General features: G+C 74.3%; 13 protein-coding genes. 12 read left to right on the top strand and 1 reads right to left on the bottom strand.

What is annotated here, in order from left to right:
• Nucleotides 1-88 precede the first annotated feature (88 nt).
• The 9 genes from mltG to nusB all read left to right on the top strand — a co-directional run bounded on the left by mltG (nt 89) and on the right by nusB (nt 8,762).
• A complete protein-coding gene (mltG, locus tag ACTWQH_RS15670) occupies nt 89-1,807 on the top strand; it encodes an endolytic transglycosylase MltG (RefSeq protein WP_443287153.1) in 1,719 nt (572 codons plus the stop codon).
• The gene (locus ACTWQH_RS15665; RefSeq protein ID WP_443287152.1) at nt 1,807-2,676 is read left to right on the top strand and encodes a shikimate dehydrogenase; all 870 of its coding nucleotides are present in this window, start codon (nt 1,807-1,809) and stop codon (nt 2,674-2,676) included. Before mltG ends, ACTWQH_RS15665 begins: the two co-directional genes overlap by 1 nt.
• Before the next feature lie 130 nt (nt 2,677-2,806).
• Nucleotides 2,807-3,991, top strand: a complete 1,185-nt coding sequence (aroC, locus tag ACTWQH_RS15660; RefSeq protein WP_443287151.1) for a chorismate synthase — start codon at nt 2,807-2,809, stop codon at nt 3,989-3,991.
• A complete protein-coding gene (locus ACTWQH_RS15655) occupies nt 3,988-4,512 on the top strand; it encodes a shikimate kinase (RefSeq protein WP_443287150.1) in 525 nt (174 codons plus the stop codon). The genes aroC and ACTWQH_RS15655 overlap by 4 nt, the downstream gene beginning before the upstream one ends.
• Nucleotides 4,509-5,621, top strand: a complete 1,113-nt coding sequence (aroB, locus tag ACTWQH_RS15650) for a 3-dehydroquinate synthase (RefSeq protein ID WP_443287149.1) — start codon at nt 4,509-4,511, stop codon at nt 5,619-5,621. Before ACTWQH_RS15655 ends, aroB begins: the two co-directional genes overlap by 4 nt.
• 183 nt (nt 5,622-5,804) lie before the next feature.
• Complete coding sequence (locus ACTWQH_RS15645; protein ID WP_443287148.1) at nt 5,805-6,500, top strand: AAA family ATPase; 696 nt, start codon at nt 5,805-5,807, stop codon at nt 6,498-6,500.
• 92 nt (nt 6,501-6,592) lie between these two features.
• On the top strand, nt 6,593-7,717 hold the full coding sequence (locus ACTWQH_RS15640; RefSeq protein ID WP_443287147.1) for an aminopeptidase P family protein: 1,125 nt from the start codon (nt 6,593-6,595) through the stop codon (nt 7,715-7,717).
• Nucleotides 7,718-7,767: 50 nt separating this feature from the next.
• Complete coding sequence (efp, locus tag ACTWQH_RS15635) at nt 7,768-8,334, top strand: elongation factor P (protein WP_443287146.1); 567 nt, start codon at nt 7,768-7,770, stop codon at nt 8,332-8,334.
• Between the two features lie 2 nt (nt 8,335-8,336).
• The gene (gene nusB, locus ACTWQH_RS15630; protein WP_443287145.1) at nt 8,337-8,762 is read left to right on the top strand and encodes a transcription antitermination factor NusB; all 426 of its coding nucleotides are present in this window, start codon (nt 8,337-8,339) and stop codon (nt 8,760-8,762) included.
• A gap of 811 nt (nt 8,763-9,573) precedes the next feature.
• Here nusB and bldD read toward each other — a convergent pair.
• A complete protein-coding gene (gene bldD / locus ACTWQH_RS15625; RefSeq protein WP_443287144.1) occupies nt 9,574-10,074 on the bottom strand; it encodes a transcriptional regulator BldD in 501 nt (166 codons plus the stop codon).
• Between the two features lie 197 nt (nt 10,075-10,271).
• Between bldD and pyrR the strand changes: the two genes are divergently transcribed.
• From pyrR to ACTWQH_RS15610, 3 genes are all read left to right on the top strand, one after another.
• Nucleotides 10,272-10,859 (top strand): bifunctional pyr operon transcriptional regulator/uracil phosphoribosyltransferase PyrR, encoded by a 588-nt coding sequence (gene pyrR, locus ACTWQH_RS15620; RefSeq protein ID WP_443287143.1) that lies wholly within the window; start codon nt 10,272-10,274, stop codon nt 10,857-10,859.
• 100 nt (nt 10,860-10,959) lie between these two features.
• Entirely contained in the window at nt 10,960-11,976 is a 1,017-nt protein-coding gene (locus ACTWQH_RS15615) for an aspartate carbamoyltransferase catalytic subunit (RefSeq protein ID WP_443287142.1), read from the top strand.
• Nucleotides 11,973-13,213, top strand: a 1,241-nt coding sequence (locus ACTWQH_RS15610; RefSeq protein ID WP_443287141.1) for a dihydroorotase, incomplete at its 3' end; no start/stop codon positions are given. The genes ACTWQH_RS15615 and ACTWQH_RS15610, both read left to right, overlap by 4 nt.

Genomic DNA, 13,213 nt, shown 5'->3' with positions numbered 1-13,213 from the left:
TCGGCGCGACATGGCAGTCACCCGGCTGCCCGGCCGCTCGCGGCGGGGGACGCGACGCGTGGTGGAACCGCCCGTCACAAGGGGATCGATGACTGAGTATGGCCGGGGCTCCGGCTCCGAACCATGGCACCCGGACGACCCGCTCTACGGGGACCAGGGCGGGTGGCCAGGGGCGTACGATCCCGCCGTCGGCGGCGGGGAGGTCGGGGGGGACGCATCCTGGGAGACGTACGGCGGCGGTGCCCCGCAGGCCGGGCCGCAGCAGCAGAACTACCAGGGGTACTACCAGGAGCCGCAGACCGGGGGGTGGGACGCGACCGGGCGGTACGAGCCCCAGAATCCCTACGACACGGGCACGTACGACACCGGGTCCTACGGCACGGGCTCCTACGGCTCGACCGGCTACGACACCACCGGTTACGACGCCGGCGGCTACGGACACGATCCCTACGCCGGGCAGCCCGGGGCACCCGGGCAGGCGCAGCCGCACCCGCCGCAGCACCAGCAGCAGCGGCATCCCGACCCCTACCGGCAGGCCCAGGCCCAGGCAGAGGCCCAGGCACAGGCCCAGACGCGGGCCCAGGCGCCGGGCCGTCCCGCGCCGGCCCCCGTCCGGGACGCGGGCCCCGACCCCGAGACCGGCTGGGATCCCGGCCCGGACCAGGGCGAGAGCGACTTCTTCGCCCGCCGCGACGACGACGATGACGACGACTACGACGACGGCGGGCACACCGGCCGCCGCAACGGCCGCAACGGCGAGCCGAAGCGCAAACGCGGCGCCCTCGGCTGCCTGATGCTGGCCCTCGTCCTCGTCGGCGGCGTGACCGCGGCCGGCATCTACGGCTACGGCGTCTACCAGGACCGCTTCGGCCCCGCCCCCGACTTCTCCGGCGAGGGCACCGGCCGGGTCCAGGTCGAGATCCCCCAGGGCGCCACCGCCTCCGACATCGGCAACCTCCTCAAGGAGGCCGGCGTCGTCAAGAGCCACGACGCCTTCGTCGACGCCGCCTCGGCCGACGACGATGCCGCGCGAAGCATCCAGCCCGGCGTCTACAGCCTCCGCCTCCAGATGTCCGCCGAGTCGGCCCTGGCGATGCTGACCGACCCCGCCGCGCTCAACGTCCTCACCCTCCCCGAGGGATGGCGGGCCACCAGGATCTACGCCGCGATCGACGAGAAGCTCGGCGAGCCCGAGGGCACCACCCAACAGGTCGCCGAGAACGCCGACCTGGGCCTGCCGGACTGGGCCGGGGACGACATCGAGGGCTTCCTCTTCCCCGCCCGCTACGACGTGGGCGTCGACACCACCCCCGAGGACCTGCTGACCGCCATGGTGGACCGCGCGGAGCAGGAGTTCACCGACATCGACCTCGAGGCCCAGGCCCAGGAGATCGGCAGGACGCCCCGCGAGATCCTCACCATCGCCTCGCTGATCCAGGCCGAGGCCCAGGAGCCGCAGGACTTCGGCCGCGTCTCCCGCGTCATCTACAACCGCCTGGAACAGGACATGAAGCTGGAGTTCGACTCCACCCTCAACTACGCGATGGGGCGCTCCACGCTGGACGTCTCCATCGAGGACACGCAGTTCGACTCGCCCTACAACACCTACGTCGAGTTCGGGCTGCCGCCCGGCCCGATCGACAACCCCGGCCACCAGGCCATCGAGGCGGCGCTGAACCCCACCGAGGGCAACTGGCTGTACTTCGTCACCGTCTCCGAGGGCGACACCCGGTTCACCGACAGCTACGACGAGCACCAGCAGAACGTGGAGGAGTTCAACCAGGCCCAGCAGGAGGGCGACGGCTGATGTCCTCCTCCGCGACGCCACCCCCGACCCGGGCCCGCCGCGCCGCCGTCCTCGGCTCGCCCATCGGCCACTCGCTCTCCCCGGCCCTGCACCGGGCCGCGTACGCCGCGCTCGGGCTGCGCGGCTGGACCTACGGCCGCTACGAGGTCGACGAGGCGCGCCTGCCGGCGTTCCTCTCCGGCCTCGGCCCGGAGTGGGCGGGCCTGTCCCTGACCATGCCGCTCAAGCGCGCCGTCATCCCGCTGCTCGACGAGATCAGCGACACCGCGGCGTCGGTCGAGGCCGTCAACACCGTCGTCTTCGCCGCCGAGGGGCGGCGCCTGGGCGAGAACACCGACATCCCCGGCATGGTCGCGGCCCTGCGGGAGCGCGGCGTGGACCGGGTGGACTCCGCCGCCGTGCTCGGCGCCGGCGCCACCGCCTCCTCCGCGCTCGCGGCCCTGGGCCAGCTGTGCGACGGCGAGGTCACGGCGTACGTCCGCACCCCGGCGCGCGCCGCCGAGATGCGCGCCTGGGGCGAACGCCTCGGCGTGGCCGTGCGCACGGCCGACTGGTCCGGGGCGCACCGTGCCCTGGACGCGCCCCTGGTCATCGCCACCACCCCCGCCGGCGCCACCGACTCCCTGGCGCCGGCCGCGCCCGCGGCGCCCGGCACCCTCTTCGACGTGCTGTACGACCCCTGGCCCACGCCGCTCGCCGCCGCCTGGGAGGACCGGGGCGGCCGGGTCGTCGGCGGGCTCGACCTGCTGGTGCACCAGGCGGTGCTCCAGGTCGAGCTGATGACCGGCACCGCCCCGGCCCCGGTCAAGGACATGCGCGAGGCGGGGGAGGCCGCCATCGCCTCCCGCCCCGGCCACGTCCCCTCCTGAACCGGTCCCGAACGGGTCCTGACCGCGTCCTGACCGCGTCCTGACCACGGCGCGGACCCGGCTTCGGCCCGGACCCGGAGCATGGGAGGATCGGAGGCGCACCAGGCCGAGGTATCGCTAAGGAGTGCCGTTGAGCAGGCTGCGCTGGTTGACCGCGGGGGAGTCGCACGGCCCCGCTCTCGTGGCGACCGTGGAGGGACTCCCGGCGGGCGTGCCCGTCACCACCGCCATGGTGGCCGACGCCCTCGCCCGCCGGAGGCTCGGCTACGGCCGGGGAGCCCGGATGTCGTTCGAGCGCGACGAGGTCACCTTCCTCGGCGGCGTACGCCACGGGCTGACGCTCGGCTCCCCGGTGGCGGTCATGGTCGGGAACACCGAGTGGCCCAAGTGGGAGAAGGTCATGGCGGCCGACCCGGTCGACCCGGCCGAGCTGGAGGGGGTGGCCCGCAACGCCCCGCTCACCCGCCCCCGCCCCGGCCACGCCGACCTGGCCGGCATGCAGAAGTACGGCTTCGACGAGGCCCGGCCGGTGCTGGAGCGGGCCTCCGCCCGCGAGACCGCCGCCCGGGTGGCGCTCGGCGCGGTCGCCTCCTCCTACCTGCGGGAGACCACCGGCATCGAGATCGTCTCGCACGTGGTCGAGCTCGGCGGCGCCAGCGCGCCCCACGGCCTCGTCCCCGAGCCCGGCGACGTGGCACGGCTCGACGCCGACCCGGTGCGCTGCCTCGACCCGGACGCCAGCGAGGCGATGGTCGCCGAGATCGACCAGGCCCACAAGGACGGCGACACGCTCGGCGGCGTCGTCGAGGTCGTCGCCCACGGCGTGCCCGTCGGCCTCGGCTCCCACGTCCACTGGGACCGCCGCCTCGACGCCCGGCTGGCCGGCGCGCTGATGGGCATCCAGGCCATCAAGGGCGTCGAACTCGGCGACGGCTTCGCCCTCGCCCGCGTCCCCGGCTCCCGCGCCCACGACGAGATCGTGCCCTCGCCCACCGGCCTCAGGCGCGCCACCGGCCGCTCGGGCGGCACCGAGGGCGGCCTGTCCACGGGTGAACTCCTGCGCGTGCGGGCCGCGATGAAGCCCATCTCCACCGTGCCCCGGGCCCTGGCCACCGTCGACGTCACCACCGGCGAGGTGACCCGGGCCCACCACCAGCGCTCCGACGTGTGCGCGGTCCCGGCGGCCGGCATCGTCGCCGAGGCCATGGTCGCGCTCGTGCTGGCGGACGCCGTGGCGGAGAAGTTCGGCGGCGACAGCGTCACCGAGACCCGGCGCAACGTCCGCGGCTACATGGACAACCTGGAGGTGCGGTGACGGGAGCCACCGGCCCCGCCGTGATCCTCGTCGGGCCGCCCGGCTCCGGCAAGTCGACCGTGGGTGCGCTGCTGGCCGCGCGGCTCGGCCTCACGCTGCGCGACACCGACGCCGACATCGAGCGCACCACCGGCAGGACCATCCCCGAGATCTTCGTCGACGACGGCGAGGCCCGCTTCCGCGAGCTGGAGGCGGCCGCCGTGCGCGAGGCCGTGACCACCCACCACGGCGTGGTCTCCCTCGGCGGCGGCGCCATCACCAACGCCGGGACCCGCGCCCTGCTCACCGGGCTGCCCGTCGTCTTCCTCGACGTGGCGCTCGGCGAGGCCATCAAGCGCGTCGGACTCGACACCGCCCGGCCGCTGCTCGCCGTCAACCCGCGCCAGCAGTGGCGTTCCCTGATGGAGGCCCGCCGGCCGCTGTACACCGAGGTCGCCCGCGCCACGGTGCACACCGAGGAGCGCACCCCCGAGGAGGTCGCCGAGGCCATCCTGGACGCATTGGAGCTCAAGACGGCATGACCAGCACCGACCACCACCCCACCGGTGCGCCGACCCGCATCACCGTCGGCGCCACGGCGGGCACCGAGCCGTACGACGTCCTGGTCGGCCGCCGCCTGCTGGGCGAACTCCCCGGCCTCATCGGCGAACGCGCCAGGCGGGTCGCCGTGCTCCACCCCGAGGCGCTGGCCGAGACCGGCGAGGCGCTGCGCGCCGACCTGGCCGCCCACGGGTACACGGCCATCACCGTCCAGCTCCCCAACGCCGAGGCGGCCAAGACGGCCGAGGTCGCGGCGTACTGCTGGACCGCGCTGGGCCGGTCCGGCTTCACCCGCACCGACGTCGTCGTCGGCGTCGGCGGCGGCGCCACCACCGACCTCGCGGGCTTCGTGGCCGCGACCTGGCTGCGCGGGGTGCGCTGGATCGCCGTGCCCACCACCGTGCTCGGCATGGTCGACGCCGCGGTCGGCGGCAAGACCGGCATCAACACCGCCGAGGGCAAGAACCTCGTCGGCGCCTTCCACCCGCCCGCCGGGGTGCTGTGCGACCTGGCGGCCCTGGACAGCCTCCCCGTCCACGACTACGTCTCCGGCCTCGCCGAGGTCATCAAGGCGGGCTTCATCGCCGACCCGGCGATCCTGGAGCTCATCGAGGCCGACCCCGAGGCCGCCCGCGACCCCGCCGGCCCGCACACCGCCGAGCTCGTCGAGCGCTCCATCCGCGTCAAGGCCGAGGTGGTCTCCGACGACCTGAAGGAGTCCGGCCGCCGCGAGATCCTCAACTACGGCCACACCCTCGGCCACGCCATCGAGCGGAACGAGCGCTACACCTGGCGCCACGGCGCGGCCGTCGCCGTCGGCATGGTCTTCGCCGCCGAGCTGGGCCGCCTCGCCGGCCGCCTCGACGACGCCACCGCCGACCGCCACCGCACCGTGCTGACCTCCGTGGGCCTGCCCGTCACCTACCGCGGCGACCAGTGGCCGCGGCTGCTGGAGACCATGCGGATCGACAAGAAGTCCCGGGGCGACCGGCTGCGCTTCATCGTCCTGGACGGCCTGGCCAAGCCCGCGGTCCTGGAGGGCCCCGACCCCGCGCTGCTGCTCGCCGCGCACGCCGAGATCGCCGCCTGACGGCCCGTTCGCGGTCGCGGCGGCGGGATGGCAGTCTGGGTGCGGGCACCTGGCCGGTCACTCGCACGTTCTCCGTGAGACGAGACCGCCAGGTACGGTATGTCACCGACCGAACGGACGCACGAGCCCGGGTGGCCGTGCGCGAGATGACGGAGTGGGGAGCGGATGCAACAGCACGGTGGAATGCCAGTGCCACCCCCTGCGCCGCCCGGGCCCCCCGCGCCGCCCGACGGCTCGACGACCGGCTTCATCCAGCTGCCGCCCGGCGGCCTCATGCCCACCGCCCGCCCGGCGCCGGAAAGCGCCGCGCCGGACGCCGCGCACGCCGGCGTCGCGGTGCTGCTGATCGGCCCCGCCGGGGCGGGCAAGACCACCGTCGCGCGGTACTGGGCGGACCGCCGGCCGGTGCCCACCGCCCACATCAGCCTCGACGACGTGCGCGAGTGGGTCCGCTCGGGCTTCGCCGACCCCCGCTCCGGCTGGGACGACCGCTCCGAGGCGCAGTACCGCCTGGCCCGCCGCACCTGCGGCTTCGCCGCGCGGAACTTCCTGGCCAACGGCATCTCCTGCATCCTCGACGACGCGGTCTTCCCCGACCGGCCCGCCGTGGGCCTGGGCGGCTGGAAGCGGCACGTCGGGCCCGGGCTCATCCCCATCGTGCTGCTGCCCGGCCTGGAGGTCGTCCTGGAGCGCAACGCCGCACGCACCGGCTCCCGCCGCCTCTCCGACGAGGAGGTGGCCACCATCCACGGCCGGATGGCCGGGTGGTACGGCTCGGGCCTGCCCATCATCGACAACTCCGGGCACGACGTGGCCACCACGGCCCGCATGCTCGACAACGCGGTCGCGCAGAGCCTGGCGAGCCCTCCGGCCTGGTGAGTGGTGCAGGGCCGCCGCCTGCTCGCGCGCTCGCCCGCTCGTACGGACGTGTTGACTCGGCACCCGGCCGCCAGGCTGCGTACGCTCAAGCCATGTCCGAGGTACACGCGGCCCGCCGCTCACGGCTGCGTGCCCGCTGCGCGTCAGCGGGCGGCACCGCCCTAGTCGTCTCCCGGCCGGCCAACGTCCGCTACCTGGCCGGTGCCGCGCCCTCCGGCGCGGTCCTGCTGGTCGGCCACGGCGGCGAGGACGTTCTGCTCTGCCTCCGCGACCCGGCCGCCGATGCCGACGGCCCGCCCGTGGGCGCGGACGACGGCCTGCGCGTGACGGCCCTCGACGGCGCCGGCGCCGGTGACGGCGACCCGGCGCGGGCCGCCGTGGACCTCGCCCGCAAGGCGGGCGCGGAGTCCGTGGCCGTGGAGGAGCACCACCTGACCGTCGCCCGCCACCGCGCCCTGACCGCCGCCGCCCCCGGGGTGCGCTTCACCGACCTCGGCTGCGCGGTCGAGCACCAGCGCCTGGTCAAGGACGAGGACGAGATCGCCGCGCTGCGCGTCGCCGCCGAGATCACCGACCGGGCGCTGGGCGAGCTGCTGGAGTCCATCCTCGTCGGGCGCACCGAACGCCACCTCGCCCTGGAGCTCGAACGCCGCCTCATCGACCACGGCGCCGACGGCCCGGCGTTCCCCACCTCCGTCGCCACCGGCAGCCACTCGGGGCTGGCCGGGCACCGGCCGACGGACCGGCGGGTGGAGGAGGGCGACTTCCTCACCGTGCGACTCGGGGCCAGGTTCCGGGGCTACCGCTGCCAGATCGGCCGCACCTTCGTGATCGGCGCCAGCCCGGCGGACTGGCAGATCGAGCTCTACGAGCTGGTCTTCTCCGCCCAGCGGGCGGCGCGCGAGGCCCTCGCCCCCGGGACGGAGTGCCGGGCGGTCGACGCCGCCGCGCGGGGGGTGCTGGAGGCGGCCGGGCACGCCCAGTCGCTGGGCCCGGTCACCGGCCGGGGCGTGGGGCTGGAAATCGGGGAGGACCCTCGGCTGTCACCTGCGGCCATGGGTAAACTGGGCGCCTGTGTGCCGGTCACCGTCGAACCCGGGGTGCACCTTCCGGGCCGGGGCGGCGTCCGTATCGATGACACACTCGTCGTCCGCTCACCGGCGGACGGCGGCCCAGAGCTACTCACCATCACGACCAAGGAGCTCCTCGCGCTGTAGGGGGCTTCTGGTCGCACATCCCACGCAGCGTCTGTAGGAGATTCCAGGCCGTGGCCACCACGAACGACCTCAAGAACGGCATGGTGCTCAAGCTCGACAGCGGCCAGCTGTGGTCCGTCGTCGAGTTCCAGCACGTCAAGCCCGGCAAGGGCGGCGCCTTCGTGCGCACCAAGCTCAAGAACGTGCTCTCCGGCAAGGTGGTGGACAAGACCTTCAACGCCGGAACCAAGGTCGAGACGGCCACCGTCGACCGGCGGGCGATGCAGTTCTCCTACAAGGACGGCTCCGACTTCGTCTTCATGGACATGGAGACCTACGACCAGCTCCAGCTCACGCCCGAGACCGTGGGCGAGACCGCCAACTACCTCCTGGAGGGCCAGGAGTGCACGGTGGCGATCCACGAGGGCAACCCGCTCTTCATCGAGATGCCCGCCGCCGTCGAGCTGGTGGTGGAGTACACCGAGCCGGGCCTCCAGGGCGACCGCTCCACCGGCGGCACGAAGCCCGCCACGCTGGAGACCGGGTACGAGATCGGCGTGCCGCTCTTCATCACGACCGGCGAGAAGATCAAGGTGGACACCCGCTCCGGCGAGTACCTCAGCCGCGTGAGCAGCTAGCCGTGGCAGCCCGCAGCAAGGCACGACAACGCGCCCTGCAGATCCTCTTCGAGGCCGACCAGCGCGGTATCTCCCCCGGCGAGGTGCTCGCCGACTGGGTCAGGCATGCCGTCGCGGACAGCCAGCAGCCGCCCGTCAGCGCCTACACCAGACTGCTGGTGGAGGGGTACGCGGAGCGGGCCGAGCGCATCGACGAGCTGCTCGCGCAGTACACCATCGGCTGGCCGCTGGACAGGATGCCCGTGGTGGACCGGAACATCCTGCGGCTGGCCGCGTTCGAGCTGATCTGGCACGACGAGACCCCCGACGCGGTGGTCCTCGACGAGGCCGTGGGCCTGGCCAAGGAGTTCTCCACCGACGACTCCCCGGCCTTCGTCAACGGCCTCCTCGGCCGCCTGAAGGACCTCAAGCCCTCACTCCGCCGCTGAGCGCTGCGCGCGCGGCGGCTGCCAGCCGCCCCGCCGCGGCCGCTGCCCGGACGCGGCGGGCCAACCTGTGGGCCCCGCGTCGGCGGGAAGGCCTGACGGCACGCCGCGCTCTGACCCGGTGGCGGCAGGCAGGCAGGGATGCGCGGCACCGACGTGCGGCGGGTTCGTTCGGTTCAGCACCGACGCCTGGCCGGCGCGGCGCGGCACGGCCGGGGCGCGATCCCCGCGTGCGGCGCCGTGATCCTCCGCAGCGGCGGACGGCTGCCCGGGTGGGCAGGCGGGGAGCCAAGCCCTGGCTGCCGGCTGACGGCGGACTGACGGGCGGACGAGCCGGGACGCGATCGCCGCCCGCGCGGCGCGGTCAGATGGGCTTCGCGCCGATGAGATGCAGGCGCCGACACCCCTCCTGCGCCCTGCCTCCGAGCCGGCTGACACGCCGGTGGAAGGGGGGCTGGGGCCGGGGACTGTCGACGGGTGCGGCGTTGATGCCTGTTCCCGGCGCCGTGGAGTCAGTAAGTGGCCTGGCTGGCCGGAGGCTCGCCTGCGGAAGCGGCGCTGATGTGCGCTCCGGCGCCGTGGCGTTCGCGGGCGGCCGACGCGCTGTCGGGGCGGGCCCGCCGCGTGGACGGCGTGGCCGCACTCGTGGCGGTCACGAGGGGACGGGCGGGCTCGCCGCGGCGCGTCGTGGCTCGCGCCCGCGGGATGCGGCGGCCCCGTCGCGCCGCGCAGCGGCCGCGCGGTGCGGCCGCGACGGGTGGCGGGCGGGGCCCGCCATCGCCGTCGCGTGCCGTGGTGGCCGACGAGGAAGGCGTCAGGCTTCCTCGGTCTGCACCGCCCGGCGTGCGTCCGCGCCCAGCACACCCCAGCTGATCAGCTGCTCGGTCAGCACGGAGGGCGACTGGTCGTAGATCACGGCGAGAGTGCGCAGGTCGTCCTGGCGGATCGAGAGCACCTTGCCGTTGTAGTCGCCGCGCTGGCTCTGGATCGTCGCGGTGTACCGCTGCAGCGGGCCGGCCTTCTCGCTCGGCACGGTCGCGAGCCGCTCCAGGTCAAGCACGAGCTTCGGCGGCGGCTCAGCGGCCCCTCCGGGCGTCGAGCCCGGCAGGAGCTCCTGCACCGGGACGCCGTAGAAATCGGCCAGCTCGGCGAGGCGCTGGACGGTCACCGCGCGGTCGCCGCGCTCGTAGGATCCGACCACGACCGCCTTCCAGCGGCCCTGGGACTTCTCCTCGACCCCGTGGAGCGACAGCCCCTGCTGGGTCCGGATGGCGCGGAGCTTGGTTCCGAGCTGTTTCGCGTATTCGCTGGACATGTGTCTCCCCGGACGGCATCTTCGTAACTCAAAGTGAGATTACGCAGCGTAATTTGCCTCGTCAAGCGGAACGCCAAGAGATGTCCCTGACCTGCGGTGACGCATTGGGCCTGGACACACCTGGTACGGTGGGCGGCGATCCACCCGACATCCTTTAAGGCCCGTCCCGTGAGGCGGGGAAGGAGGTCCACCCCATCATGGACGGAAGCCCGGACAGCAACGGCCCGGCACCGCCCCGCCCCGTGCTGAGGGCCCCCGACATCGCGCGGGCCCTCACCCGCATCGCCCACGAGATCGTCGAGCGCGCCAAGGGCGCCGACGACGTGGTGCTGCTCGGCATCCCCACCCGAGGCGTTTTCCTGGCCCGGCGGCTGGCCGCCAAGCTGGAGGACATCACCGGCCACGCCGTGCCCGTCGGCTCGCTCGACATCACCATGTACCGGGACGACCTGCGGCTGCGCCCCGCCCGCGCGCTGGCCCGCACCGAGATCCCCGGCGCCGGCATCGACGGCCGGCTGGTGGTCCTCGTCGACGACGTGCTCTTCTCCGGCCGCACCATCCGCGCCGCCCTGGACGCCCTGAACGACATCGGCCGCCCGCGCGCCGTGCAGCTCGCGGTCCTGGTCGACCGCGGCCACCGCGAGCTGCCGATCCGGGCCGACTACGTCGGCAAGAACATCCCCACATCGCTGCGGGAGACGGTCAAGGTCCTGCTCACCGAGGAGGACGGCCGCGACGGCGTGCTCCTGGGCGTGCGCGACCGCGCCCCGGTCGGCGAGCGGTAGCCACCGCCCGCTCGCCTCCCCCCGTTCACCGCACCAAGGACCTTCGCCCCGCCATGCCAGCACGCCTGACACCCACCAAGGCACCTACGGAAGGCACCAGATGAAGCGTCATCTCATCTCGGCCACCGACCTCACCCGCGATGACGCCGTGCTGATCCTCGACACCGCCGAGGAACTCGCCCGCGTCGCCGACCGGCCGATCAAGAAGCTGCCCACCCTGCGCGGCCGCACCGTCGTCAACCTCTTCTTCGAGGACTCCACCCGCACCCGCATCTCCTTCGAGGCGGCGGCCAAACGCCTGTCCGCCGACGTCATCAACTTCTCCGCCAAGGGCTCCTCGGTCTCCAAGGGCGAGTCGCTGAAGGACACCGCCATGACGCTGGAGGCGATGGGCGCGGACGCCGTCGTCATCCGGCACCACGACTCGGGCGCCCCGCACCGGCTGGCCACCTCCGGCTGGATCGGCGGCAGCGTCGTCAACGCCGGGGACGGCACCCACGAGCACCCCACCCAGGCGCTGCTCGACGCGTTCACCATCCGCCGCCGCCTGGCGGCCGGGGGCGGAGACGGCACCGGCGGCGACCTCTCCGGCCGCCGCGTCACCATCGTCGGCGACATCCTCCACAGCCGGGTGGCCCGCTCGGGCGTCCACCTCTTCACCACCCTCGGCGCCGAGGTCACCGTCGTCGCGCCGCCGACCCTGCTGCCCATCGGCGTCGAGAGCTGGCCCTGCGAGGTCGACTACCACCTCGACGCCGTCCTGCCGAAGTCCGACGCCGTGATGATGCTGCGGGTGCAGCGCGAGCGGATGAACGCCGCCTACTTCCCGACCGAGCGCGAGTACGCCCGCCGCTACGGCCTGAACGGCGCCCGCATGGCCCGGATGCCCGAGCACGCGATCGTCATGCACCCCGGCCCGATGAACCGCGGCATGGAGATCACCGCCGAGGTCGCCGACTCGCCCCGCTGCACGGCCGTGGAGCAGGTCGCCGGCGGCGTCAGCGTCCGCATGGCCGTCCTGTACCTGCTGCTCGGCGGCGCCGAGCCCGCCGTCGCCAGCGCGGACAACGCCGCCAACGCCGCCAACGCCACCACCCGCACCGAGGAGAGCGCGTGACCACCACCCAGGCCAAGCCCGCCCGGCCGGCGCGGACGCTGATCCGCGCCGCCAGCGTCCTCGGCGGCCCGCCGCGCGACGTGCTGATCGACGGCGGCGCCATCGCCGAGGTCGGCAGCGGCCTCGCCACCCCCGACGGCGCCGCCGTGGTCGACGCCGAGGGCCTGGTGCTGCTGCCCGGTCTCGTCGACCTCCACACCCACCTCAGGGAGCCCGGCCGCGAGGACTCCGAGACCGTCCTCACCGGCACCCGGGCCGCCGCCGCCGGCGGCTTCACCGCCGTGCACGCCATGGCCAACACCTTCCCCGTCGCCGACACCGCCGGCGTCGTCGAGCAGGTCTGGCGGCTGGGCACCGAGTCCGGGTACTGCGAGGTGCGGCCGGTCGGCGCGGTCACCGTCGGCCTGGAGGGCAAGCAGCTCGCCGAGCTGGGCGCCATGCACGACTCCGCCGCGGGCGTCGTCGTCTTCTCCGACGACGGCCGCTGCGTCGACGACGCGGTGATCATGCGCCGCGCGCTGGAGTACGTGAAGGCGTTCGACGGCGTCATCGCCCAGCACGCCCAGGAGCCGCGGCTCACCGAGGGCGCCCAGATGAACGAGGGCGTGGTCTCCGCCGAGCTCGGCCTGGGCGGCTGGCCCGCCGTCGCCGAGGAGGCGATCATCGCCCGCGACGTGCTGCTCGCCGCCCACGTCGGCTCGCGCCTGCACGTCTGCCACCTGTCCACCGCCGGGTCCGTGGAGCTGGTCCGCTGGGCGAAGTCCAAGGGCTGGCAGGTCACCGCCGAGGTCACCCCGCACCACCTGCTCCTCACCGACGAGCTGGTCCGCTCCTACGACCCGGTCTACAAGGTCAACCCGCCGCTGCGCACCCGGGAGGACGTGCTGGCGCTGCGCGAGGCGCTGGCCGACGGCACCATCGACTGCGTCGCCACGGACCACGCCCCGCACCCCCACGAGGACAAGGACTGCGAGTGGGGCGCCGCCGCCATGGGCATGACGGGCCTGGAGACGGCGCTGCGCGTCGTGCAGCACACCATGGTCGACACCGGGCTGCTGGACTGGGCCGGCGTCGCCGACCGGATGTCGCGCCGGCCCGCCGCCATCGGCCGCGTCGCCGGCCAGGGCCGCGCCATCGCCCCGGGCGAGCCCGCGAACCTCACCCTCCTCGACCCCTCCCACCGCGCCGCGGTGGACCCGGCCGCCCACGTCTCCCGCAGCCGCAACAGCCCGTACAC

This window comes from Streptomyces sp. 6N223 (assembly GCF_052246635.1).
Classification (GTDB): Bacteria; Actinomycetota; Actinomycetes; order Streptomycetales; family Streptomycetaceae; genus Streptomyces.
Note: the sequence above shows the minus strand (reverse complement) of the source record. Positions and strands in the feature narration are given on the sequence as shown.